22 protein-coding genes are annotated in these 24676 nt (G+C 47.7%); 5 read left to right on the forward strand and 17 right to left on the reverse strand.

What is annotated here, in order from left to right:
- Positions 1–75 precede the first annotated feature (75 nt).
- Complete coding sequence (locus AC4OGX_RS15705) at positions 76–624, reverse strand: DJ-1 family glyoxalase III (protein WP_493331554.1); 549 nt, start codon at positions 622–624, stop codon at positions 76–78.
- A gap of 195 nt (positions 625–819) precedes the next feature.
- On the opposite strand from AC4OGX_RS15705, the gene AC4OGX_RS15710 reads away from it, so the two are divergent.
- Entirely contained in the window at positions 820–1269 is a 450-nt protein-coding gene (locus AC4OGX_RS15710; protein ID WP_493331555.1) for a CYTH domain-containing protein, read from the forward strand.
- A 174-nt stretch (positions 1270–1443) separates the two neighbouring features.
- Positions 1444–1800: a helix-turn-helix transcriptional regulator gene (locus AC4OGX_RS15715; protein WP_493331556.1), complete on the forward strand. Its 357-nt coding sequence runs from the start codon at positions 1444–1446 to the stop codon at positions 1798–1800.
- A 90-nt stretch (positions 1801–1890) separates the two neighbouring features.
- Here AC4OGX_RS15715 and AC4OGX_RS15720 read toward each other — a convergent pair whose 3' ends face one another.
- The 16 genes from AC4OGX_RS15720 to AC4OGX_RS15795 form a co-directional block, all read right to left on the reverse strand.
- On the reverse strand, positions 1891–3099 hold the full coding sequence (locus AC4OGX_RS15720) for an aspartate kinase (protein WP_493331557.1): 1209 nt from the start codon (positions 3097–3099) through the stop codon (positions 1891–1893).
- Positions 3093–4310 carry a cofactor-independent phosphoglycerate mutase gene (locus AC4OGX_RS15725; protein WP_493331558.1) on the reverse strand — a complete coding sequence of 406 codons (1218 nt, stop codon included), beginning with the start codon at positions 4308–4310 and terminating at the stop codon, positions 3093–3095. Before AC4OGX_RS15725 ends, AC4OGX_RS15720 begins: the two co-directional genes overlap by 7 nt.
- Before the next feature lie 121 nt (positions 4311–4431).
- Entirely contained in the window at positions 4432–5649 is a 1218-nt protein-coding gene (locus tag AC4OGX_RS15730; protein ID WP_493331559.1) for a homoserine dehydrogenase, read from the reverse strand.
- A 31-nt stretch (positions 5650–5680) separates the two neighbouring features.
- A protein-coding gene (gene prfB, locus AC4OGX_RS15735; RefSeq protein ID WP_493331560.1) for a peptide chain release factor 2 occupies positions 5681–6782 on the reverse strand; the annotation gives its coding sequence in 2 pieces (ribosomal slippage) (positions 5681–6706 and positions 6708–6782; 1101 coding nt in all).
- 91 nt (positions 6783–6873) lie between these two features.
- The gene (gene secA / locus AC4OGX_RS15740; protein ID WP_493331562.1) at positions 6874–9447 is read right to left on the reverse strand and encodes a preprotein translocase subunit SecA; all 2574 of its coding nucleotides are present in this window, start codon (positions 9445–9447) and stop codon (positions 6874–6876) included.
- Positions 9448–9521: 74 nt separating this feature from the next.
- Positions 9522–10313, reverse strand: coding sequence for a phosphoribosylformimino-5-aminoimidazole carboxamide ribotide isomerase (hisA, locus tag AC4OGX_RS15745; protein ID WP_493331563.1), 792 nt, complete (start codon positions 10311–10313; stop codon positions 9522–9524).
- A gap of 63 nt (positions 10314–10376) precedes the next feature.
- Positions 10377–11609: a phenylacetate--CoA ligase family protein gene (locus tag AC4OGX_RS15750; protein WP_493331564.1), complete on the reverse strand. Its 1233-nt coding sequence runs from the start codon at positions 11607–11609 to the stop codon at positions 10377–10379.
- Between the two features lie 44 nt (positions 11610–11653).
- The gene (locus AC4OGX_RS15755; protein WP_493331565.1) at positions 11654–12265 is read right to left on the reverse strand and encodes an indolepyruvate oxidoreductase subunit beta; all 612 of its coding nucleotides are present in this window, start codon (positions 12263–12265) and stop codon (positions 11654–11656) included.
- A 5-nt stretch (positions 12266–12270) separates the two neighbouring features.
- Positions 12271–14067 (reverse strand): indolepyruvate ferredoxin oxidoreductase subunit alpha, encoded by a 1797-nt coding sequence (gene iorA, locus AC4OGX_RS15760; protein ID WP_493331577.1) that lies wholly within the window; start codon positions 14065–14067, stop codon positions 12271–12273.
- A 244-nt stretch (positions 14068–14311) separates the two neighbouring features.
- On the reverse strand, positions 14312–14701 hold the full coding sequence (locus tag AC4OGX_RS15765; protein ID WP_493331566.1) for a hypothetical protein: 390 nt from the start codon (positions 14699–14701) through the stop codon (positions 14312–14314).
- Between the two features lies 1 nt (position 14702).
- Positions 14703–14876: a hypothetical protein gene (locus tag AC4OGX_RS15770; protein WP_493331567.1), complete on the reverse strand. Its 174-nt coding sequence runs from the start codon at positions 14874–14876 to the stop codon at positions 14703–14705.
- Positions 14860–15720 (reverse strand): sigma-70 family RNA polymerase sigma factor, encoded by an 861-nt coding sequence (locus AC4OGX_RS15775; protein WP_493331568.1) that lies wholly within the window; start codon positions 15718–15720, stop codon positions 14860–14862. The genes AC4OGX_RS15770 and AC4OGX_RS15775 overlap by 17 nt, the downstream gene beginning before the upstream one ends.
- Before the next feature lie 66 nt (positions 15721–15786).
- The gene (locus tag AC4OGX_RS15780) at positions 15787–17739 is read right to left on the reverse strand and encodes a fructose-1,6-bisphosphatase (protein ID WP_493331569.1); all 1953 of its coding nucleotides are present in this window, start codon (positions 17737–17739) and stop codon (positions 15787–15789) included.
- A gap of 29 nt (positions 17740–17768) precedes the next feature.
- Positions 17769–18527, reverse strand: a complete 759-nt coding sequence (dapB, locus tag AC4OGX_RS15785; RefSeq protein WP_493331570.1) for a 4-hydroxy-tetrahydrodipicolinate reductase — start codon at positions 18525–18527, stop codon at positions 17769–17771.
- Between the two features lie 173 nt (positions 18528–18700).
- The gene (dapA, locus tag AC4OGX_RS15790) at positions 18701–19591 is read right to left on the reverse strand and encodes a 4-hydroxy-tetrahydrodipicolinate synthase (RefSeq protein WP_493331571.1); all 891 of its coding nucleotides are present in this window, start codon (positions 19589–19591) and stop codon (positions 18701–18703) included.
- A gap of 130 nt (positions 19592–19721) precedes the next feature.
- The gene (locus tag AC4OGX_RS15795) at positions 19722–20351 is read right to left on the reverse strand and encodes a single-stranded DNA-binding protein (RefSeq protein WP_493331572.1); all 630 of its coding nucleotides are present in this window, start codon (positions 20349–20351) and stop codon (positions 19722–19724) included.
- A gap of 1062 nt (positions 20352–21413) precedes the next feature.
- Between AC4OGX_RS15795 and typA the strand changes: the two genes are divergently transcribed.
- The 3 genes from typA (at position 21414) to hpf (ending at position 24535) form a co-directional block, all read left to right on the forward strand.
- Positions 21414–23240 carry a translational GTPase TypA gene (typA, locus tag AC4OGX_RS15800; RefSeq protein ID WP_493331573.1) on the forward strand — a complete coding sequence of 609 codons (1827 nt, stop codon included), beginning with the start codon at positions 21414–21416 and terminating at the stop codon, positions 23238–23240.
- Between the two features lie 41 nt (positions 23241–23281).
- On the forward strand, positions 23282–23893 hold the full coding sequence (locus AC4OGX_RS15805) for a transporter (RefSeq protein WP_493331575.1): 612 nt from the start codon (positions 23282–23284) through the stop codon (positions 23891–23893).
- 84 nt (positions 23894–23977) lie between these two features.
- Entirely contained in the window at positions 23978–24535 is a 558-nt protein-coding gene (gene hpf, locus AC4OGX_RS15810; RefSeq protein ID WP_493331576.1) for a ribosome hibernation-promoting factor, HPF/YfiA family, read from the forward strand.
- Positions 24536–24676 lie beyond the last annotated feature (141 nt).

The following is a 24676-nucleotide window of genomic DNA, read 5'->3' on the forward strand; positions in this document are numbered from 1 at the left end:
ACGATCCTCTCCGGGTCCGTTCGATCATATCCATGGTCATGAAAACACTTCCATCCCCCGGCTGTTTTCTACCGCCTACTCATATACGATGGCGTTCTTCACATCCTCTGCTGTCTTTTCATCCACCAGCAGAGAGATCAGCGTAAGCCCCAGCGGGATCGCTGCACCAAGTCCGCGGCCCGTAATGATATGACCGTCCACCACTACAGGATCTTTCACTACCTCTGCCCCCGTCAGGACATCCTCCCTGCATGGGTGAGAGCATGCCCTGCGGCCTTCCAGGAACCCAAACTTACCGAATACACTGGGGGCTGCACAGACAGCGGCCAGATATCTGCCCTGTGCATAAAATTCCTTAAGGAGCTTCTCAAGTCCCTCATGTGCCATCAGATGATCTGTTCCCGGCAGTCCCCCCGGAAGCATCAGCAGGTCAACATCTGTAAAATCCATCTCTTCGAACAAACAATCCGCATCGATCGCGATCTTGTGGCTGCCTGTCACCTTTTGTTCTCCGCTTACAGATATCATATATGTCTCCACGCCTGCCCGCCTAAGCAGGTCGACGATCATAAGGCCTTCCACCTCTTCGAATCCCTCTGCAAGAAAAACACATGCTTTTTTCATGATAAAATTCCTCCTTTTCAAATGAAAAAAAATACGCGGCTTCTCTGTTCACAGTGTAGCAAATCCACTATCAAAAATCAATGGATTTCCCCCGTTTACTTTTAGCCTGCCTCGTATTATGATAAGCATAACTGATCATAATAAGCAGTAATTCAAATTGAATCCAAAGTTCTTCGATTCAGGAAAGGAAGTAATATGGAAATCGAACGTAAATATCTGATTAACAGAGAAAAGCTCCCAAAGGATCTGGACCATTATCCCCGCCGCCTTATTGAACAGGGCTATCTTTGCACAGATCCCGTGGTCAGGATACGCAGGGATAATGATGCATATTTCCTCACTTATAAATCAAAGGGGCATATGGTGCGGGAAGAATTCAATCTGCCTCTTACAGACAAAGCATATGAGCATTTAAAAACGAAGATCGACGGACATCTGATCACAAAAGAACGGTATATGATCCCCCTCGGCAGCGAACTCACGATCGAACTGGATCTTTTCAGAGGTGATCTGGCTCCTCTGATCCTGGCTGAGGTCGAGTTTCCAGACGAAGAGACGGCCAATACGTTTGTGCCTCCAAGCTGGTTCGGCGAGGACGTTACTTTTTCCTCCCAATATCACAACAGCACCTTGAGTAAAATGTAAAAAGAATAAAACCAGCTTACGATTTCGCTTCATTTCGTGTCATATTTTATATATTCTTCGTTCTGACGCATAGAATATCCATTTACAGGGAAACGTTATATAATCTACACACAGTTTTTTAAATTCCCTGTTAATGGAGGTAGGACTTTGGCAAATATACAGCTAATAAAGAATATGAAGACTATCAGAACAAAGTTTGGCTATACCCAGGAAGCACTTGCCAAAATGATGAATATTTCCAGGCAGGCATATTCCAATTACGAGAATTATAAACGCGAACCTGATCTGAACTTCATCATTCAATTTGCCCAAAAGTTTAATCTTACATTGGACCAGCTGATCCTTCAGAACATTTCTCCATATAACGAGATCATCTTAGAACAAAAAGGACCTTATACCGTCGCAGTTCAAGAGGGTTCTTCCAAGACACTCCACCTGTCAGAAAAGGAAGTTGAAATGATCTTAAAGTGCCGTTCTCTGCCTGACGATGACAGACGGCTTGTGGATAAAGTCCTGAACTCTAATCAATAAATATAAAGCAAGGGGTGCTGCCAGGCTGCAGCACCCCTTTTTCATATTCGTCTCTGACCGGATTCTTCTTTCTGAAAATTTTCCTTTTCCTTAATCAGCCAGCCCAAATCCGTCATGGACCGCGATCATAGCTCTCTCTACGTCCTTCTCATCGATCAGAACCGTGATGCGCACCTCGGATGTGGCAATCATATTGATATTCACACCTGCATTGAACAGAGCCTCAAACATTTTGGCAGCAACACCCGGATTGCTCATCATTCCTGCACCAACGATCGAGATCTTAGCCACTGTATCTTTATGATTGATCTCTTTGATGGTCAATGCCTCTTTATTTTCTTCCAATACTTCCAGTGTATACTTTAAGTCGTCCTGTGCAACGGTAAAGGAGATATCCTTTGTACCCTCACGCCCCACGGACTGAAGGATGATATCCACATTGATCCCCTTTTTCGCAAGCGTATTGAATATCTTGAATGCTACCCCCGGTTTATCGTCTACACCGATCACGGAAATACGTGATGTATTCTTATCGGAAGCAACTCCGCTGATTAACATTTTTTCCAATTTTACTACCTCCTTGACTACTGTTCCTTCTTCTCTGTTCAGACTGGAACGTACCACCAGCTGTACTCCGTATTTTTTCGCCATCTCCACAGAACGGTTGTGCAAAACCCTTGCTCCCAGTGACGCCAGTTCCAGCATTTCGTCATAGCTGATCGCATCCAGCTTCCTTGCATTGGGCACGATCCTCGGATCTGCCGTGTAGACGCCCTCCACATCGGTATAGATTTCACAGGCATCTGCATGAAGTGCCGCTGCGATCGCTACTGCCGTCGTATCGGAGCCGCCTCTGCCTAATGTGGCATAGTCATCATATTTGTTAATCCCCTGGAACCCGGTCACGATCACGATCTTCCTGTAATCCAGCTCATGGCGGATACGCTCAGCATCCACTCTCTTAAACCTAGCATTGCCATATGTGGATGTACAATGCATAGCCACCTGGAATGCATTGAGAGATACTGCCGGAACCCCAAGCGAGTTGATGGCCATTGCCATCAATGCCACGGATACCTGTTCCCCCGTTGTAAGGAGCATATCCATCTCACGCTTCGATGGATTCGGTGTAATTGTCTTTGCTTTATCGATCAGCTCATCTGTTGTATCACCCATGGCTGATAAAACAACAATGACGTCATTCCCTTTTTTGTAGTCTTCGATACAGCGCTCTGCCACTCGGAAAATACATTCCTTGTCAGCAACTGAGCTGCCTCCAAATTTTTTTACTATCAGCATGTTGTCCTCCTATTCTCAAAGAGATGGTCGATCAGTGTATATCCCGCTTCCACCCGGATCCCGGTTTGGGAAGCTGTATTCTCATCATATGTATCCATCCCATTTTCTGCTTTCCTGCTGTCGTAAAGCATATAAGGCACCGGTTCCGGGGTATGCGTGCGCACACTGACCGGCGTCGGATGATCCGGCAGTATCAGCATACGGAAGTCTTCTCCCGCACTTTTCAGCTTTTCTGCCACCGGGCCTATAATATAGGAATCAATATTTTCAATTGATCGTACTTTGTTTTGAACATTGCCCTGATGCCCCATTTCATCAGGAGCTTCTATATGAATATATGCGAAATCACATCCGTCTCTTGTAAGAGCATCCACTGCCGCCTGTGCTTTTCCTGCGTAATTCGTATGGAGTCCGCCGTTCGCTCCCTCCACATGGATATTCTGCATTCCTGCGCCGACTGCGATCCCTTTTAACAGATCGACCGCCGAGATCATCGCCCCCTTCTTCTGATTCTTCTCTTCAAAAGAAGTCAGCATCGGCCTCGTTCCTGCCCCCCAGAACCATGCAGAATTAGCTGGGTTTAACCCCTTCTTTTTCCGCTCCAGGTTCAGTGGATGATTGGACAGGATCACATAGCTTTTCTCCATCATCTCACGGAGGATCTTATCTTCCGGCAGATATTCCCCGATCCGCTTTGTCAGGATATCGTGAGGCGGTGTCAGTTCAGCCACCTCGCCGTTTTTCCAGATCAGTAAATGGCGGTAACTGGTTCCCACATAGAATTCATATCCCTCTTTTTTCAGACCCTCCTCAAGGGCCTTTACAAGAACGGCTGCATCCTCTGTACTGATCTCACCGGAGCTGTGATCGATGATGATCCTGTCCTCATAGTTCTCCTGCTCCTCTGTCAGCGTCACGATATTACAGCGTAAGGAAACATCCGTCGGTTCCATATCCACCCCGATGCTCAAAGCCTCCAGCGGAGATCTTCCCGTGTAATACTTCCGCGGGTCGTATCCGATCACAGACAGGTTTGCCGTATCGCTTCCCGGAGCCATCCCTTCCGGCACCGTCCTTACCATACCGATCTCACAATCAGGTGCCATCCGGTCCATATTCGGTGTTGCCGCTGCTTCAAGCGGAGTCTTGCCGGACAGCTCTCTGACCGGCTCATCTGCCATCCCATCACATAAAACAATTACATATTTCATATTTTCTTTTCTACCTTCTTTTTGCCTCATAGTGCAGCTTTCACCGCATACTCTCCACCCGGCCCTCTATAACCAGGCTTTTTGTTTGAATTTATCCGTTTACACGATTCTCTGTTTTGGCTTATCCTTCAACGCGGATCATATGCAGGATGCTTGGGAACTCTTTCGCATTTTTTTCGTAAGCGCCCTCAGTCATCACTTCTGTCACAAACCCGAATTCATCCTCCAGGCCTTCCACCTTTACGATGGAGATCGGGCCGAATTTACTTTCCAGGTGTGCCTTCATCGCATCTGCATCCCCCTGGATCCTCACAAAATAACGTTTGCTTGTATCCGCGATGGGCTGCAGCTTTAGCTTATCACTCTTCCACATCGTCATGATGTTCCGGTTCAAATGCTTTGCCTCGTCTACCACATCCGCAACAACGGCGCTGGCCGTCGGAAGCTTTCCTGCACCGCTTCCATAGAACATGGCATCTCCCAGCACATTACCATGTACAAAAATGGCATTGAAGACATCATTGACATTATAAAGAGGGTGCTCCTTATGAAGCATGTAAGGAGCCACGATCGCATGGAGATGGTCCCCGTCACGCTTGCTGGATGCCAAAAGCTTGATCGTCATCCCCAATTCTTTCGCATACATCATATCCTGCTTTGTAATCTTTGTGATCCCTTCGGTATAGATATCTTCGAAATCTACCTGCTGCCCGGAGATCAAAGAGGACAAGATCGCGATCTTACGGCAGGCATCATAGCCCTCCACATCAGCCTCGGGATTGCGTTCTGCATAGCCTTTTTCCTGTGCTTCCTTAAGCACCTCGTCATAGTCTGCTCCTTCATAGAACATCTTACTCATCATATAGTTCGTGGTACCATTTAAAATACCAGTGATCTCCTCAATCTCATCCGCTGTCATAGAAGAATTCAGAGGACGGATGATTGGAATTCCTCCTCCCACGCTTGCCTCGAACAGGAAGTTGATGTTATTATCCCGCGCGATGGATAAAAGCTCTGCACCATGCTTAGCTACAAGCGCCTTATTTGATGTAGCCACACTTTTGCCTGCCAAGAGACAGCGCTTCACAAATGTATATGCAGGTTCAATGCCTCCCATGACCTCCACAACGATCTGCACCTCCGGGTCATTCACGATCGTATCAAAATCATGTACCAGCTTTTCCTGAATCGGATCTCCGGGGAACTCTCTTAGATCCAATACATATTTGATGTTCAGTTCATCCCCGATCCTTTGGTTGATCCGGGCACCGTTTGTATTGATGACCTCCACGACTCCTGAACCAACTGTACCGTATCCCATTACCGCTATATTTACCATGTCTTCCTCCTTTTCTCTTTCCTTTTGCTTTTTATGCTTTTGCACTCAGATATGCGTTGATAAAGGGATCGATATTCCCGTCCATCACTGCATTCACATTGCTGATCTCTGTATTTGTACGGTGGTCTTTTACCAGTGTGTACGGCTGCATGACATAGGACCGTATCTGGCTGCCAAACCCGATTTCCTTCATCTCACCACGGATATCAGACACTTTTTCTGCCTGCTCCTGTTCTTTCAAAAGATACAGCTTTGCCTTCAACATCTGCATCGCCTTATCCTTGTTCATATGCTGGGATCTTTCATTTTGACACTGTACCACGATCCCGGTGGGCAGATGTGTGATCCTGACGGCAGAGGATGTCTTGTTGACATGCTGTCCGCCTGCACCGCCGGAACGGTAGGTATCGATCCTTAGATCTTCCTCATTGATCTCAATATCAATCTCATCTTCAATGTCTGGGATCACATCGCAGGATGCAAATGACGTCTGCCGTTTTCCCGCGGCATTGAAAGGAGAGATCCGTACCAGACGGTGGACACCCTTCTCAGAGCGGAGATACCCATAAGCATTCTCTCCTTCCACCTCAAAGGTGACCCCCTTGATCCCTGCCACATCACCATCCAGATAGTCTAAGACTTCCAGGGAAAATCCTTTTTTCTCGGCCCATCTGCTGTACATCCGGTATAACATGCCAGCCCAGTCGCAGGACTCTGTCCCGCCGGCCCCTGCATGCAGGGTCACGATCGCATTGCTTCGGTCATATTCCCCGGTCAGGAGAGTCTGAATGCGCAGCTCTTCGAATTCCTCCTCGAACTGTACCAGCTCCTCCTCGATTCCCTTTGCAGTCTCGTTATCTACATCTTCCTCGCTCATCTCGATCAGCAGCCCCAGATCTTCATAATCCGTATACAGTCTCTCGATCTGTTCCACTGACTCCTTCAGCCCTTTTAAATACTTCATTGTATGACTGGATTTCTCTGGGTTATCCCAAAATCCCGGTTCCTCGATCTTTCGCTCCAGCTCTTCGATCCGCTCCTTCTTTGACGCTAAGTCAAAGTGAATCCCTCAGATCTTTCAGCGGTTCTTCGTATGCACTCAGTCTTGTTCGCAATTCATCTAACAAAACCACCTTATTCACCTCTTTCTTACTTAAATGAGAATCTGCGGTTACAGATTCTCATATTCAAATTCCTATAAAGTTCTCTTCTTTTACAAGTCTCTTATTTATTCCGTCCGCAGCACTGTTTGTACTTCTTGCCGCTTCCGCACGGACACGGATCATTCGGATAGATCTTCTTCTCTTCCCTCTTCTTCGGAGCACGGGCAGCACTTTCGTCTTTGTTCGTACCGGTGGCCTTAGCAACCTGCTCTCTCTCTACCTTCTGCTCTACACGGATGTGGAACAGAGTACGGATGGTCGTCTCCGCGATGGAATTGGTCATCTCTCCGAACATATCATACCCCATCATCTTATACTCGACTAATGGGTCTCTCTGTCCATAAGCCTGCAGGCCGATTCCCTGACGAAGCTGGTCCATATCGTCGATGTGGTCCATCCATCTGCCATCAATGACCTTAAGGAGTACAACACGCTCGATCTCACGCAGATGCTCTGCCTCCGGGAATTCTGCCTCTTTTGCCTCATAGGCCTTGACAGCCCTCTCCTTGAGAAGATGCTTTAATTCCTTCTGCTGCATGTCCTGTGCTTCCTTTAAGGAAGGCAGCGGAAGCTGCGGGATCACATCATGAAGTGCAACCTCCAGTTCTTTTAAATCCCATTCCTCCTGGTCCACATCAGGAGATACATAACGGTCTACGGTATTCTCCACATATTCTGTGATCATATTATAGATGGTATCACGCATACTCTCTCCGTCGAGAACGCGGCGTCTCTCACTGTAAATGATCTCGCGCTGCTCGTTCATGACCTGGTCGTATTCCAGCAGGTTCTTACGGATACCAAAGTTATTGTTCTCAATCTTCTTCTGTGCCTTTTCGATGGCACTGGAAAGCATCTTATGCTCGATCTGCTCTCCCTCTTCCACCCCAAGAGTGCTGAACACGCTCATCAGCTTCTCAGAGCCGAACAGACGCATCAGATCGTCCTCCAGGGAAATGTAGAAACGGGATTCACCCGGATCTCCCTGACGTCCGGAACGTCCCCGCAGCTGGTTGTCGATACGTCTGGACTCATGGCGCTCCGTACCGATGATTTTCAATCCTCCGGCAGCTCTCGCTTCATCGTCCAGCTTGATATCGGTACCACGTCCTGCCATGTTGGTGGCGATGGTAACCGCTCCATGCACACCGGCATCCGCAACGATCTCAGCCTCTAATTCATGGTACTTGGCATTCAGTACTTTATGCTGGATGCCTTCTTTTTTCAGCATCTTACTCAGCAGTTCTGAGATCTCGATGGTGATCGTACCAACCAGAACCGGCTGTCCTGTAGCATGGGCCCTCTTCACTTCCTCCACTACTGCTTTGAACTTTTCCTTCTGTGTACTGTAAACAGCGTCCTCTAAATCTTTTCTCTGTACCGGTTCGTTGGTCGGGATCTCAATAACATCCATTCCATAGATGTCACGGAACTCCTTCTCCTCTGTCAGAGCTGTACCTGTCATACCGCTCTTCTTATCATACTTATTGAACAGGTTCTGGAATGTGATGGTGGCAAGTGTCTTGCTCTCTCTTCTGACCTTCACATGCTCCTTCGCCTCGATCGCCTGATGCAGACCGTCTGAATAGCGGCGTCCCGGCATGATACGTCCGGTAAACTCATCGACGATCACAACCTCCCCTTCCGGTGTCACCACGTAATCCTGGTCGCGGAACATCAGATTGTGTGCACGCAGCGCCAGAATAATGTTGTGCTGGATCTCCAGATTATCCGGATCAGCCAGATTGTCGATATGAAAGAACTGCTCTACCTTCTTCACACCATCTTCGGTCAGGTTGACTGCCTTTTCCTTTTCATTCACGATAAAATCGCCTGTTTCCTCGATGTCCTCACCCATGATGGCGTTCATCTTGGAAAATTCACCGCTTGCCTCGCCCCGCTCCAGCTGACGTGCAAGAATATCGCAGGCCTCATAAAGCTTAGTAGACTTATTACTTTGTCCGGAAATGATCAGAGGTGTTCTTGCCTCGTCGATCAGAACAGAATCGACCTCATCGATGATCGCATAATGAAGTCCCCGCTGGACGAGCTGTTCCTTATAGATGACCATATTGTCACGGAGATAGTCAAAACCAAGCTCATTATTTGTTACATATGTGATGTCACAGTTATATGCTGCACGGCGCTCGTCGTTGTCCATGGAGTTCAGTACGACTCCGACAGTCAGTCCCAGGAATTCATGGACCTTCCCCATCCATTCAGCATCACGTTTTGCAAGATAATCATTGACTGTTACGATATGCACACCTTTCCCCTCAAGGGCGTTCAGATATGCAGGAAGTGTAGAAACCAGGGTCTTACCTTCACCGGTCTTCATCTCAGAAATACGTCCCTGGTGCAGAATGATACCACCGATGAGCTGTACACGGTAATGACGCATTCCCAGAGATCTTTTAGCTGCCTCTCTTACAACAGCATATGCCTCAGGAAGGATATCGTCTGTTGTCTCTCCATCCTCAAGGCGCTTCTTGAACTCTCTGGTCTTATCTCTTAATTCTGCATCGGACAATGTCTCAAGTTCCGGCTCTAATGATTCTATCCGGTCCACGATCGGGTAAATGCGCTTTAATTCATTTTCGCTGTGTGTTCCGAAAATCTTCTCTATTAAACTCATATTCCGTAATTTACTCCTTGTCTAAATTTACTCTAAGCTTCATTCTAACACTATCTTCCAGTGAATTCAACAAATTAATCTATATGTGGATTATTATTCTCAAGCTTTGCAATGTTTTCATAGGGAATCTGCCCGCCAAACAGATCCAGTGCGCTCCCGATCGTAAAGTCCAGTTTCCCGCCGCATGCCTCTTGAAACTCTTCCAGATCCAGAAGGCTTCCGATCCCTCCTGCATAGGTCACTGGGATCTGGTTCCAGTCACCGAGCAGACGAACAAGTTCCAGCTCCACGCCGGAGGATTTTCCCTCCACATCCACGGCATGCACCAAAAATTCATCACAGTACCCGGAAAGCTCATCCAGCACCTTATGCGTCAGGCACACATCCGTAAATGTCTGCCAGCGGTTTGTCACTATATAATAGGAAGAATCTCTTTTCCGGCAGCTTAGATCCAGCACAATATGCTCCCTTCCCACTGCCTGAACAAGCTTTTCCAGATTCTCCCGGCAGAACTTCCCATCCTGAAACACATAAGACGTCACGATCACGTGGCTTGCCCCTGCATCCAGATACTCCTGCGCGTTCCTGGCAGTGATCCCGCCGCCTATCTGCATCCCCTGCGGATAAGCCTTTAACGCGGCCATGGCCTGTTTCTTTGTAGCCTCATAAAATTCGGATGTCACAGGGTTCAGCAGGATGATATGCCCTCCCTTTAAGCCGTCCCTTTGATACAGCTCTGCATACCAGGCAGCATCCAGCTCCGATGAAAAATTTGTCACAGCCTGGTCTCCCTGGTCCTTAAGACTCCCCCCGACGATCTGTTTTACCTTTCCATTATGAATATCGATACATGGTCTGAATCTCATATTTTTCCTTTCGTAATGCAAAGGGGTCAGACCCTTTTGCATAGGGGTCTGACCCCTTTGAAATCAATATCTGTTATCAAAAATCCTTGTGGACTTCTTTTCGCTTCTCGGCAGATCTCCGATGGAGACCGGTTTTACATTGACCGTAATTCCGATCTTCGTCTTGAAGGCTTTTTTAACAGCCTCCTCTGCCTGCTTCTTATCCACATTTTTATTCGTTTCCACAAAAAGAGTGCAGACATCCTTCCCGTTCATATGATCCAGCATGAATTGGTATTCACTGGATGCCTCCGGCACATCCTTTAACATTTCCTCGATCTGGCTTGGGAAAATATTGACGCCCTTCACCTTTACCATATCGTCTGTTCTTCCGATCAGTGTATCGATCCTCGGGAATTTGGAACCGCATTTACACTCTCCCGGAATAAAACGGGTCAGATCGTGGGTACGATAGCGTACCAGCGGCGCCCCCTGCTTACGCAGTGTGGTGATCGCAAGCTCTCCGATCTCTCCGTCCGGGACATTTTTCCCGGTCTTAGGATCCACGATCTCAAAATACAGATAATCATCCCAGTAATGCATTCCACATTCGTGATCACAGCTCATCGCGATACCAGGTCCATACACTTCTGTCAGTCCATAAATATCATATAACTGAACTCCCAGCTCTGCTGCGATACGCTTTCTCATCTTATCTCCCCAGCGCTCAGAGCCGATGACACCTTTTTTCAGATAGATCTTCTCCGTCAAGCCTCTTTTTGCAATTTCCTCGGCAAGGAGCAGCGCATAGGATGAAGTTGCACACAGAACGGTAGACTTCATGTCCTGCATCATACGGAGCTGTTTATCTGTATTGCCCGGCCCCATCGGGACGGTCATTGCTCCCAGATATTCGGCGCCTGCCTGAAATCCGATCCCGGCAGTCCACAGGCCGTAGCCCGGTGTGATCTGGATCCTGTCCAGGGCTGTGATCCCTGCCATCTCATAGCAGCGTGCAAACATTTTTGCCCAGTCCTCCACATCCTTCTTGGTGTAAGGAATGATGACCGGAGTCCCTGTCGTTCCTGAAGAAGAATGGATCCTGACGATCTCCTCATCCGGTACTGCCTGCAGACCGAGCGGATATGCCTCCCGCAGATCCCCTTTCCAGGTAAACGGCAGCGTCTCAAAATCTTCCTGTGTCTGTATCTTTGAGATATCAATATCTTTAAACTTTTCTTTATAAAAACAATCCTTCGCTGTCAGCTGTTTCAGATTCTCCTTGACCAGTTCCAGCTGCAATTCTGTCATTCTCATGCCTTACTTCTCCTTCTGCCTGATTCTTTTATTCCGGATCGGGTTCACTTACGATCTCGGTTTTCTCCTGCCTTTTCAAAGGCTTCCATCCCAAGTGCCAGCGCCTTTTTGTTTAATTCCAGGAACCGTTCCTTCACGTTTCCTTTGACCGCCTGCTCCATTTCTTCTATAGAAATGTCCAAAACGCCGCTTGCTGCCGCTGCTCCGAGAAGTGCCACATTCAGCACTTTTGCAGAGCCTGCCTGACGGCAGATCTCTTCTCCGTCAAAAATCGCAAGGTTTACTACCTTCTTCTTTAAGTAATCCAGCATTTTACTGCCTTCGTAGCTGCTGCCGCTCAAGGTATCAGTAACCGGCTTTACTGCCTTGCTGCTGACGATCACTGTCCCGCCTTCTTTTAGATAAGGCAGGCATCTCACTGCCTCAGCCGGCTCAAATGCCAAAAGCAGGTCCGCGCTTTTCATTGGGATCAGCGGGGAATGTACCGCATCCCCCATCCTTACATGACTTACCACAGAACCGCCCCGCTGGGCCATTCCGATCGTCTCCGTGGTACGCACAGATCTTCCCTGCTCCATGGCAGCAAATGCGATCAGCTTAGATGCGAGGACAACACCCTGCCCTCCGACTCCACATAACAAACAACTCTTATTCATCGCTTCTACACCTCCTGGATAGCATTTGACGGACATACCTGTCCGCAGAGACCACATCCGTAACACAGGGAGGGTTCGATCACAACACATCCCTCATTGACCGTCACAGCAGGGCATCCCAGCTGATTGATGCAGACCTTACATTTTGTACATGCCTCCTGCTTTACTTCATACAGCTTCCCTGGCTTCGACACTGCAATACACGGAGATCTAAAAATAACCGCACGTACTCCCTTTTCCAGGGACGCTCTTTTTACCGCATCCACTGCCTTATCCAGTTCAAGCGGATTCACTGTCTCGATCCATTCAAGCCCGATCCCTCTTAAGATATTCTCAATACTGATCTTTGCAGCAACCTCACCCATCATCGTCACTCCGGTTCCCGGGTGCGGCTGATGTCCTGTCATGGCAGTAGTGGAATTATCCAATACGATCAGGACAATGTCTGTCTGATTATAAACCGCATTCACCACTCCGGTAATACCAGACGCAAAAAAGGTAGAATCACCGATAAATGCAAAATTCACAGCATCCGGCTCAATGATATGTAATCCCTGTGCAATGGTCACATCCGCACCCATGCACAGGCAGGTGTCTACCATATCAAGCGGCTTGGCGTTTCCCAGTGTGTAGCAGCCGATATCCCCGCTGAAAACAGCCTTTTTCCCACGCATCGCCTTCTTGACGGCGTAAAAGGACGCTCTGTGGGGACATCCTGCACACAAAACAGGCGGTCTCACCGGAAGCTGGGGCACTGGGTCCGCACCCGGGTCCATTTCCCCCTCCTGTACACTGTCAAGCCCCAGAAAATGCTGCAGGTCGCCACGGATGCTCTCCACACTGTTCTCCCCCGCATTCTTTGTATCGTGGGTGAGTTTTCCACAGATCTTCACATTCAGGTGGTACTTACCTGCTATCATCAGAAGTTCTTTCTCTATCACCGGGTCCAGTTCTTCCAACACAAGCACTTCGTCCAGCCCTTCCATAAATTCCTTTGCCAGGCGTTCCGGAAATGGATGGGGAGTACTGATCTTTAAAAACGGAATCTCCTCCGGGATGACCTCACAGGTATAGGCATAACTCACACCGCCGGATACAACACCTTTCCTTCCGCTTCCTTTGCGCAGACTATTCATCGGATAAGAAGAAAAGACCTCGGAAAGCTCCACATTCCTTGCTTCTATCTTAATATGATTCTGATAGGAAAGCCTCGGGAAGATCACCCACCGCATCGTATCTTTTATAAACCCTTCCGGCTTACGCACCTCAAGCTCTGGCAGAAGTTCAATGCTCACACAGGCATGGCAGACCCTGGTAGTCGGGCGGAATAAGACCGGCGTCTCATATTTTTCAGAATACTCAAAGGCATCCGCGATCATCAGATATGCCTCATCCGGCGAGGACGGGTCAAAAACAGGCAGCTTGGAAAACTGCGCAAAATGTCTTGTATCCTGCTCTGTCTGGGAAGAGATCGGCCCCGGATCATCCGCTGACACGATCACCATCCCGCCCTTTACTCCTACATAGGCAAGACTCATCAGTGGATCAGATGCCACATTCAGCCCGACCTGCTTCATCGTGACCAGTGTTCTGGCCCCGGCATAGGCTGCTCCGGCCCCTACCTCCATTGCTGCCTTTTCATTCGTAGACCACTCCACATGGATACTGCCGTCATTATGCTTCGCAACTGTCTCCAGTATCTCCGTGGAAGGCGTCCCCGGATATCCTGCCACCATCCTGACTCCGGCACGGATGGCCCCGAGAGCGATTGCCTCATTCCCCATTACAAGCTTTCTTTCCATACTCATATTATGTAATACTCCTTTATACTATGCAAAATATATCATTTTGATATTTTACCACACTAAAGTAAAAAAATCCACAACTGAATTTGCCGATCCTTAGATTCTCCCGAAAGGTTTTGTAAAAACAAAGAAACGGCATAGCCAAAGCTGCACCGTTTCCTGAAATACTCCCCAAACCGTCTGGCCGGCCGCCCATGAAAGGCTTCCGCTGTTTTTCCCCATGATATCTCTATCTTATAGCCTAACGGTTTGTATCGTCTGCCTTGTTGTCATCCTGAATATTTTTGTCATTTGTGTTTCTGTCATTCAGGTTGTCTTTTTCCGGGCGGTTATCGTCTGTCACATCATCTGTCACATTGTCGATTCCGTCTGTCACATCGTCGACTGCATTATCGATCGCGCCATTGCCATCTGTTCCGTCTGTCGCATCGTTTGTGTTCGTATCATTTTTGTTGGCATCGTTTTTATTTGTGTCCTTCTTGTCTGTATCGTTCTTATTTGCATCATCTGCTGTATCGTTTGTAGTATTGTTTACTCCGTCATTTGTATTGTTGTCTGTACCACATGCAGTTACTCCGCAGAGAACTCCTGCACACATCATTAATAGTAAAAACTTTTTAAATCTTTTCATGTTATTTCTCCCTTTCCATAATTATTCTTGTGTTAGTAATATTTACAATTTCAAATTTTCTATGTATGGAAAAAATTTCATTAAAAATGATGTATGCTTTTTGCAGCACATTTAAAGAGCCCCAAAGGGCATTTACCTGTCCTTTGGGGCTCTGATCCTTACCGGTCTCGTCCATCTCCTGCTTTCCGCAGTTTCTGCATGGCCTGCTCTTCGATCCGGCTGATCTCATCAGCTGTAGTATGAAGCAGTTCGCCCACCTCTTCTGCCGGATGAACCTTACCATCCTCCAGACCGAAGCGCATGCGGATGACTTTTTGTTCTTTTTCGTTTAGATGCCCCAGAAGCTCTTCTACCTCTTCCCTGCGGATCAAGGATGCCACCGCATCCTCCGGTGCATTGTCCGGGGTATCCTTTTCCTCCTCTTCGGCCTCAGTGTCAGCCTGCACGCCGCCCGCTTCGGCGACGGACGGATCCTTAAGCATTGCTAAAATACTTTCTACCTCTTCCTCCGTCTTATCTCCCAGCTTTTGGGCTATCTCAGCCGGAACAGCGCTCCTGCCCAGCTCCTTTTCTAACTCCCTGGATATGTTCTGGACCTTTTTCATATTCTCTGCAACATAAGCGGGGACGCGGATCTCCTGGGACAGCTCATCCACTGCCCGCTCGATCTCCTCCCTGATCCAATGGGCAGCAAAAGCCGAAAAGCCTGTTGTTCCGTCAAACTGTGACGCAGCCTGCATCAGCCCGATACTGCCTTCCTGGATCAGATCCATGAACTGCATCCCCCTCCCCACGTATTCTCCGGCTATGGATACGACCAGACTTAGGTTTGCTTCCTCCAGCCGCTGCCTGGCTTCCATATCTCCCTGGGCGATGCGCACACCAAGTGCACTTTCTTCCTCCCCGCTCATAGGAGGGATCTGTTCGATCTCTTTTAAATAGATCTTCAGAGGCTCAGTCACCTCCACATCATCGGGGATCGAAATCTCATTTTCTAAAAACTCATCTAAATGCTCCATGCTGTCCAAAATACCTTTCTTCCTGACTTTACTTTCTGGCGCGGCAGGTAAAAAACTGCCGCATCCTTATATTTTTTCAATAATCTCACCGCTTCTGTATGCTGCCAGAAGCCTCTCCAGATCTGCCACCTGCTCCTTTAGATCCTTCCCGTTATCCGTGTCACCCACCAGACGGCGTTCCACTACCCTCTTCACAACCATATACTCGGAATGGATATCACTTTCCTTCTGTATGGCTGCCTCTGTTGACTCAAAAGGCTCGTGTGCGACCAAAAGCAGGCCATAGGAATTGTAGATCAGCGTATATCCCGCGATCCCGGTCTCCTGCTGGTATGCCTTAGAAAAACCGCCGTCAATGACCAGTACCTTGCCGTTGCATTTGATCGGGCTTTCTCCGTTTTTACGCTTTACCGGAACATGTCCGTTCACTATGTGGGCACCATCCAGATTCAGACCAAATTCAGTCATAATATTATCAACGACCTCTTCCTTCTCCAGCAGATAATAATATGGATTCTTCTTCTCCACATGCGTCTCTTTCTCTGCCAGGAAATACCGCTCAAATGTAGCCATCTTGTCTTTGCCGAACAACGGTGAATTCGGATGCAGCCAGATATACCACATGATATCCCGTCCGTTCTCCCGATCCTCCTCGCTCAGCGCAAAAAATCCCTTTCTCAGGTATCTGTCCAGGGCATCATAGAGGGAACGTCCTTTAAACTTCCTGCCAAAGAGATCCACCTCTTTCAGGCTGCCATCCTCATTGAGAGGAACACATCCGTGATAGAGGAGATTATTGTTGTACACCTTATACAGCCCGCCTTTCGCAAGCAGGAAACGCATATGTGCCTGCAGCATCTCACATCCTGTAAATGCTTTTTCCAGACGCTCCATCACTTCCTCCTCTTCCTCGGAAAGCCGGTAAGGGTCCTTGGGATCTATGGTCGGAAAGTTCGTATCCTGAAGCTTATAGGTCTTACCTTTCAGTGTGATCGTCCCTTTTTCATAATCTATCCGGTGTAAAAGTGCCCTGTCATCCAGAGCAAATTCCTTCTGCCGTTTAATGATCTGGCCTTCTACCTTGAACTGGATGATAGAGATCGCCTTGTGCATCCTGAGATCCATCTCCATCTCCGCTTTATTCTGCTTTTCCGGCCCTTTCAATGTAAAACAGGTGCAAGGGTCATCTCCGTATGTCCGCAGGGCAAATGTCGCCAGCGGAAGCAGATTGATCCCGTATCCATCCTCCAGGATATCCAAATTCCCATATCTGGCACAGATACGGATGACATTGGCAATACATCCCCTCTGTCCGGTAGCAGCCCCCATCCAGAGTACATCATGGTTTCCCCACTGGATATCCACGGAATGATAACTCATCAGCTTATTCATAATGATATGAGGTCCCGGTCCCCTGTCATAGATATCCCCTACGATATGTAAGTGGTCCACGACCAGACGCTGGATCAACTCCGAAATAGCGATGATGAAATCCTCCGCCCGTCCGATCCTGATGATCGTCATGATGATCTCGCTATAATAGGATTCCTTATCACTCAGCTCCGCCTTCTCCGTGATCAATTCTTCTATCACATAGGCAAAATCTTTAGGAAGAGCCTTGCGCACCTTGGAACGGGTATACTTGCTCGCCGCCCTTTTGCTCACCTCGATCAGACGGTACAGGTTGATTTTGTACCAGTCCTCCATATTCGTCTCCACCTTTTTCACCTGCGCCATCTTATCCTTCGGATAGTAGATCAATGTCGCCAGTGACTGCTTATCCCGGGAGCTTAACGTATTCCCAAACACATCATCGATCTTTCTTCTCACAGACCCCGACCCGTTCTTTAGCACATGGTTGAACGCCTCATACTCCCCATGGATATCCGTCAGGAAATGCTCTGTACCTTTCGGCAGGTTTAAGATTGCCTGTAGATTGATGATCTCCGTAGACGCCGCCGCTATCGTCGGATACAAATCCGAAAGTCTCTCCAAATACCTCGTTTCCAAATCTTTCATGCCTGTTCTTCTCCCCCTTTTATGCAGTTCTAGAACCGGATCACATCGCTCATATCATACATTCCTGCCGGCTGTCCTGCCAGAAATTTCGCAGCCTCCACTGCACCTTTTCCGAAAACGCTTCTGGAATAAGCTGTATGCTTGAATTCGATCACTTCATCCGTACCGGCAAAAATCACTTCATGTTCCCCTACGATCGTACCTGCACGTACTGCTGAGATCCCCATCTCCTTTGCATCCCTCTTCTTCCGAACCTGACTTCTGTCATATACATAAGTATACTCATGATCCAGTGCAGCATTCATCGAGTCTGCCAGTGCCAGCGCTGTCCCGCTGGGAGCATCCACCTTCTGGTTGTGGTGCTTCTCCACAAGCTCGATATCATATCCTGCCGGAGCAAGTACTTTTGCCGCATCCTTTAAAAGCTTCAAAAGAAGATTGATCCCCATAGACATATTCGCAGATTTTAAGACCGCGATCCTGGAAGAGACCTCCTGGACCTTCTTAAGCTGCGCTTCTGAGAGTCCCGTGGTACACAACACGACCGGAACTTCCTTGCTGACGCAATAATCAAGCAGGCTGTCCACTGCCCCTGCATTGGAAAAATCAATAACAACGTCCACATCAATATCACAAGCCCCGATACTTTCAAAGACCGGATAGTCGTTGGCAGTCCCGGTATATGCATCCACACCGGCAGCAATCTCCAAACGCTCGTCCTCCCTGATCAGCCCCGTGATCATCTGTCCCATTTTCCCGTTGCATCCGTGCATTAATACTTTTATCATGTTAAACTCCTCCTGTATCTTTTATCTTTTTTCTTGTCTGCCCCTGATATAACAGATATAAACCATTTGTCCCGTCGCCGGGACTCTAACGCCTTATATGAAAAAGGATACCACATTTGAGGACTTTCCTCAACTTATGATATCCCTTTAACAATCATATCTTTTATTTCATATTAAGCAAGCTTGATCCCAAAATCCTTCATAGCCTTCGCCAGGTTTGCCGCATTAGCTTCGGTCATCTCTGTAAGAGGCATACGCACGCCTCCGACCTGCATGCCCATCAGATTCGCAGCCTTCTTGACCGGGATCGGATTCACCTCGCAGAATAACTGCTGGATCAGCGGCAGTGCTTTCAACTGAAGCGCACGGCTGCCTTCGATATCTCCCTCGAAGAACTTCGCGCAGATATCATGTGTCTCGCGGGGTGCAATATTGGACAATACGGAAATAACGCCCTTTCCTCCAAGGGAAAGAAGCGGCAGGATCTGATCGTCATTACCTGAGTACAGATCCACCTTACCGTCTGTCATCTGCATGATCTTCGCAACCTGTGAAATATCACCGGAAGCCTCTTTCACTGCAACAATGTTCTCTACCTCGCTTACCAGCTGTGCAACAGTTGCCGGTTCAATATTCATGCCGGTTCTGCTCTTTACACTATATAAAATGATCGGTGCCTTTGCTTCTGCTGCGATCGCCTTATAATGTGCCGCAAGTCCTGCCTGTGTCGCTTTATTATAGTAAGGAGTTACGAGGAGCAGTCCGTCCGCGCCTGCATCGGCAGCGTCCTTAGACATCTCGATCGCTGTGCGCGTACAATTGGAACCAGTTCCCGCAATCACCGGGATGCGTTGCTTCGTGCGCTCTATCGTAAACTTAATACATTCCATATGCTCTTCTTCTGTTAATGTAGAAGATTCGCCAGTAGTACCACAAATAATAATGCTGTCCGTACCATTCCCGCAGTGATAATCGATCAACTCATCCAGCTTATCATAGTTGATGCTCCCATCTTCGTGAAATGGGGTGATAATCGCTACTCCGGCTCCTTTAAAAATTGACATATACATCCTCCTAATCTTAAACACTTATCTTTCCAAAGTTTAACATTAATTGCAGACGATGTCAACGTTCAGTATTAACGAAACCAGCTTCTGGATCCGGATAGAATCCACTTTCATAAGACCTATACTTCTACTCTTCCATACACTCTAATTTACTCACAGAGACCTCGTAAGCAGTGCGTGTCTCCGTTTCTGTATCTGAAAGCTTTTTCACATATTCCCTGCTCTGGATCCTCCCGAGTATTTGAACGTGCTCCCCGACTTCAAACCCGGATGCATATCTTGCATTTCTTCCCCAGCAGATACATGGAATATAATCTGACTTTCCATACGGTCTGTTCACTGCAAGCAGAAGATCCGCGATCTCACGTCCAAGCGGAGTCTTTCTGTAGACCGGCTTCTTACAGATATAACCTTCCAGGAGGATATGGTTCGTCTTCGCCCCGTCCAACTCCTCATCAATAAATTCAACCTCACGTACAAAAACAGAAAGAACCAGTCTATTCTTCTGTTCCTCATGCCGGTTGTAAGAACGGAACTGTCCGGAAACCATAATGAACTCCCCTGTGAAGTCCTGAGTCACATCAATGAGTCTCTCCGAGATCATAAGCGGGATCCGGTCATCCGAATTGCTGAGTCTCTTCACCAGCACATCCACCATATAGAAGCCCTCGCCGAAAACCTCGTGGCTGTATGTAAATTTAGAAGCCACCTCACCCATGATCGTTACCTGATTGTTTTCAATAATCTTATCTGACATAATTTTTAATACTCCCTTCCTCTGACTGGTATTTTTGAGTCAATACTAAGTCTATGAACATGATAACGAGGTTAGACCAAAAATCCCAGCAGATTCGTTCGACAAAATTTGATAGGGGCGCGCAGGGGGAAGGCAGCGTTTTGGGGGAAGGGGACGCCTGTGAGGAGGGGGGCAGAAGACGGGAGTGCGGACGGGAAATGGGTCATCGGCTAAATAAAATTTCGGGCAGAATACAGGCACCGCGGACATGCGGGTAAAATCTGATGATTTTACCCTGTAGGTCCGCTCATTTTACGGACCTGTAGTCCGTAAAACGGCCCGCATTCTGCCGGAAATTTTATGTAAGCCGATGATCCCATTCCCCTGCACGCACTCCCGTCTCCCGCCCCCCTCCTCACAGGCTGGTGCACCCGAACGCGGCTTTAAAAAGCGCGCTCCTATCGGGGGATTTTGGCAGGGTGAAACAGGATGGTTAAAAAGGAAAATCACAGGTAAACAATACGGAAATTTTAGCATATTTGAGAGCTTCGAAATGTGACGCTTCATATATAATGGTGTAAAATTTTGTCGGCATTTTTTTGAAATTAAGCATTGATAATTTAGCATACCTTCCCCCTCCTCTCCCAAGCCGCATCCCCCAAAGGGGGTGCCGGCCCCCTCCGGCTGATGCACGTAAGCTCACAATATGCGCGATCGCCGAACTGTGGGAGTGATGTATGCCCTTTTTGGGGGCGTAAAGTGCGCGTTAGAACTGCTTAGTCAAAACGGACGGGATCTCCTGGGTGGAATTTGATTCTCAAAATCAAATTCCAAAGACACCTGAGGCGCGTAAGCATCAGGCTTACGCGGTGAATGTGTCTGATCCCGGGAGATCCCGTCCGTTTTGGCTTAGCAGTTCTTCGCAAACGTCCGGTCCTAAAAAGGGCATACATCACTCCCACAGCAGTGCGATCGCGCATATTGTGAGCGCCCCCTTGTCAAAATACCTTCCCATATGGTAAGTTTTGTGATAGAATAAAAAAGTTGTAACCACATTATATAGTAGAAAGAGTGTTGAAAATTATGAAAACAAAGCGTGAAGATGTTAGAAATATTGCGATTATTGCCCACGTTGACCACGGCAAAACGACCCTGGTCGACGAACTTTTGAAACAGAGCGGTGTATTTCGCGAGAACCAGGAAGTAGCAGAGCGTGTCATGGACTCTAATGATATCGAGAGGGAAAGAGGGATCACGATCCTTTCCAAGAATACAGCTGTCTATTATAAGGGAACCAAGATCAATATCATTGATACTCCCGGACATGCCGATTTCGGCGGCGAGGTGGAACGTGTCCTTAAGATGGTAAACGGAGTCATCCTTGTTGTAGATGCTTTTGAAGGTGCTATGCCTCAGACAAAGTTCGTTCTGAGAAAGGCTTTGGAACTGGATCTCCCGGTTATCGTCTGCATCAATAAGATTGACCGCCCGGAAGCACGACCGGATGAGGTCATTGACGAAGTATTGGAGCTTTTCATGGATCTGGATGCTTCTGACGAGCAGCTTGACTGCCCGTTTGTCTATGCCTCCGCCAAATCAGGAATCGCTGTCCTAGACTTAACAGACGATGAGAAGGATATGCAGCCTTTATTCGAGACCATCCTGGACTATATCCCTGCACCGGAGGGTGACCCGGAAGCACCTACACAGGTTTTGATCAGTACTATTGATTATAATGAATATGTGGGCCGCATCGGCGTCGGAAAGGTAGACAACGGAAGGATTGCCGTGAATCAGGAGATGGTCCTTGTGAACCATCATGATCCTGACAAGCAGCAGAAAGTAAAGATCAGCAAATTATATGAATTTGACGGCTTGAATAAGGTGGAGGTCAAAGAGGCTTCGATCGGCTCCATTGTTGCGATCTCCGGTATTTCCGGTATTTCCATCGGAGATACCCTGTGTTCCCCTGAAAATCCGGTGGCGATCCCGTTCCAGAAAATTTCTGAGCCGACGATCTCCATGCAGTTTATCGTAAATGACAGCCCCTTTGCCGGACAGGAAGGAAAGTATGTGACCTCCCGCCATATCCGTGACAGACTGTTCCGTGAGCTTAACACAGATGTCAGCCTCCGCGTGGAAGAAACAGAAAATGCCGACAGTTTAAAGGTTTCCGGACGCGGTGAGCTTCATCTCTCTGTCCTCATTGAAAATATGAGACGTGAGGGTTATGAATTTGCTGTAAGCAAGGCCGAGGTGCTCTATCATACCGATGAAAACGGCAAAAAGCTGGAACCGATGGAGACTGCATATGTAGACGTTCCCGATGAATTTACAGGAACAGTCATCGATAAGCTGAGCCAGCGCAAGGGAGAGCTCCAGAATATGGGTACCTCCAACGGCGGCTATACAAGACTGGAATTTTCCATTCCAGCCCGCGGACTGATCGGATACCGCGGCGAGTTTATGACAGATACAAAGGGAAATGGTATCTTAAATACCAGCTTTGACGGATATGCACCTTATAAAGGTGACATCCAGTACAGAAAGCAAGGCTCCCTGATTGCTTTTGAGACAGGCGAATCTGTCACTTATGGATTGTACAGCGCGCAGGAGCGTGGTACATTATTTATAGGACCTGGTGAAAAAGTGTATTCCGGTATGGTCATCGGACAGAATGGAAAGGCAGAGGATATCGAGCTGAATGTCTGCAAGACCAAGCATTTGACCAATACCCGTTCTTCCAGTGCAGATGAGGCCTTAAGGCTGACCACTCCGCGTATCTTAAGTCTGGAAGAAGCACTGGACTTCATCGATACAGACGAGCTTTTGGAGGTCACACCGAAATCCCTTCGTATCCGTAAGAAGATCCTGGATGCAAGAATGCGTAAGAGAAGTAATTTAAAATAGTATAACAGGTCCAAAAAGACAGTCCTAAAGGAGAAGAACACATGAAAAAATATGCAAATGCGATTCTAAAGAACTTGACAACTGCCTTGGAATTAGTGATTGCCGCACTTTTAGCTGCCGGGATCATCATTATGACCGCCCAGCTCATTTTATCCTTCGGCAATCTCACAGACCTGAATACTTATCCCAATTATGATGATCTGCTGACAACATGCTTCAACCTGATCATCGGTGTGGAGATGATCCGAATGCTCTATCTCCACACGCCGATGACCGTGTTTGAGGTCCTGTTGTTTGCGATTGCGAGACAGGTCATTATTGACCACTCCTCATCTGTCAACACCCTGCTCGGTGTGATCGCTATTGCGATCTTGTTCGCTACAAGGAAGTTTTTATTCGTCGCCTTTGACGAATCCGAACGGATCATCTTCCGCTCTAACCAGAAGGTCCGTCACGTGAACCGCCTCATCCATGCCAATATCCCGTATGAGGATGATGAGACTCTGCTGGAGGTCCTGCTTCGGAAAATGAAGCAGGATGAGGTCGAGATCGGCGTAGGTGCATGTATCTACTTCCAGAAATTCGGGCTCCGCATTGCCAAGATTACAGATGGAAAAATTACAAGAATTGAAGTGATTCGTTCTATACAATAAAGGGTTTCCATGCTATAATATTTACATAATACAAGCAGGATTACATATTCTGTCTGTATAATATGAACAAAAGGAGTTGAGCACATGAATTTTATTATTAGTGGAAAGAACATCGACGTAACACCAGGCTTGAAGGACACTATCGAACAAAAGTTAGGAAAACTCGAAAGGTATTTCACTCCTGAAACAGAAATCATCGTAACACTCAGCGTAGAGAAGGAAAGACAAAAGATTGAAGTAACCATCCCGGTGAAAGGGAACATCATCCGTTCCGAGCAGACAAGCTCCGATATGTATGTATCCATCGACCTTGTTGAGGAAGTCATCGAACGCCAGCTTCGCAAGTATAAAAATAAACTGGTTGCAAAAAGCCAGGGCCACCCGACAGCATCCTCAAGTGGGAATAATTTCAAGAAGGAATTCTTCGAATCAGAAGACGAGACACCACAGGATGATGAGATCCGCATCGTAAGAACCAAACGTTTTGGAATCAAACCGATGTATCCTGAGGATGCCTGCATCCAGATGGATCTTGTCGGACATTCCTTCTTCGTTTTCTGCAACGCAGAGACAGACGAAGTGAACGTAGTATATAAGAGAAAAGACGGCTCCTTCGGATTGATCGAACCGGAATTCGATTAGATTATGAAAGCGATAGAAAGCACGCTTGCGTAAACTTTCTACTGTCATGGAATCGAGTAGGAGGGAGTGATTAACTCCCGTCCTCTCACAGCACCGTGCGTACCGTTCGGTACACGGCGCTTTCAATAGTTGACGCGCACA

Source organism: Faecalicatena sp., assembly GCF_058819085.1.

Bases quoted from the DNA above. Each gene is read 5' to 3' on its own strand.
- AC4OGX_RS15705 (WP_493331554.1), bottom strand. From the start codon at position 624: ATGAAAAAAGCATGTGTTTTTCTTGCAGAGGGATTCGAAGAGGTGGAA.
- AC4OGX_RS15710 (WP_493331555.1), top strand. From the start codon at position 820: ATGGAAATCGAACGTAAATATCTGATTAACAGAGAAAAGCTCCCAAAG.
- AC4OGX_RS15715 (WP_493331556.1), top strand. From the start codon at position 1,444: ATGAAGACTATCAGAACAAAGTTTGGCTATACCCAGGAAGCACTTGCC.
- AC4OGX_RS15720 (WP_493331557.1), bottom strand. From the start codon at position 3,099: ATGCTGATAGTAAAAAAATTTGGAGGCAGCTCAGTTGCTGACAAGGAA.
- AC4OGX_RS15725 (WP_493331558.1), bottom strand. From the start codon at position 4,310: ATGAAATATGTAATTGTTTTATGTGATGGGATGGCAGATGAGCCGGTC.
- AC4OGX_RS15730 (WP_493331559.1), bottom strand. From the start codon at position 5,649: ATGGTAAATATAGCGGTAATGGGATACGGTACAGTTGGTTCAGGAGTC.
- secA (WP_493331562.1), bottom strand. From the start codon at position 9,447: ATGAGTTTAATAGAGAAGATTTTCGGAACACACAGCGAAAATGAATTA.
- hisA (WP_493331563.1), bottom strand. From the start codon at position 10,313: ATGAGATTCAGACCATGTATCGATATTCATAATGGAAAGGTAAAACAG.
- AC4OGX_RS15750 (WP_493331564.1), bottom strand. From the start codon at position 11,609: ATGAGAATGACAGAATTGCAGCTGGAACTGGTCAAGGAGAATCTGAAA.
- AC4OGX_RS15755 (WP_493331565.1), bottom strand. From the start codon at position 12,265: ATGAATAAGAGTTGTTTGTTATGTGGAGTCGGAGGGCAGGGTGTTGTC.
- iorA (WP_493331577.1), bottom strand. From the start codon at position 14,067: ATGGAAAGAAAGCTTGTAATGGGGAATGAGGCAATCGCTCTCGGGGCC.
- AC4OGX_RS15765 (WP_493331566.1), bottom strand. From the start codon at position 14,701: ATGAAAAGATTTAAAAAGTTTTTACTATTAATGATGTGTGCAGGAGTT.
- AC4OGX_RS15770 (WP_493331567.1), bottom strand. From the start codon at position 14,876: ATGGACGAGACCGGTAAGGATCAGAGCCCCAAAGGACAGGTAAATGCC.
- AC4OGX_RS15775 (WP_493331568.1), bottom strand. From the start codon at position 15,720: ATGGAGCATTTAGATGAGTTTTTAGAAAATGAGATTTCGATCCCCGAT.
- AC4OGX_RS15780 (WP_493331569.1), bottom strand. From the start codon at position 17,739: ATGAAAGATTTGGAAACGAGGTATTTGGAGAGACTTTCGGATTTGTAT.
- dapB (WP_493331570.1), bottom strand. From the start codon at position 18,527: ATGATAAAAGTATTAATGCACGGATGCAACGGGAAAATGGGACAGATG.
- dapA (WP_493331571.1), bottom strand. From the start codon at position 19,591: ATGTCAATTTTTAAAGGAGCCGGAGTAGCGATTATCACCCCATTTCAC.
- AC4OGX_RS15795 (WP_493331572.1), bottom strand. From the start codon at position 20,351: ATGTCAGATAAGATTATTGAAAACAATCAGGTAACGATCATGGGTGAG.
- typA (WP_493331573.1), top strand. From the start codon at position 21,414: ATGAAAACAAAGCGTGAAGATGTTAGAAATATTGCGATTATTGCCCAC.
- AC4OGX_RS15805 (WP_493331575.1), top strand. From the start codon at position 23,282: ATGAAAAAATATGCAAATGCGATTCTAAAGAACTTGACAACTGCCTTG.
- hpf (WP_493331576.1), top strand. From the start codon at position 23,978: ATGAATTTTATTATTAGTGGAAAGAACATCGACGTAACACCAGGCTTG.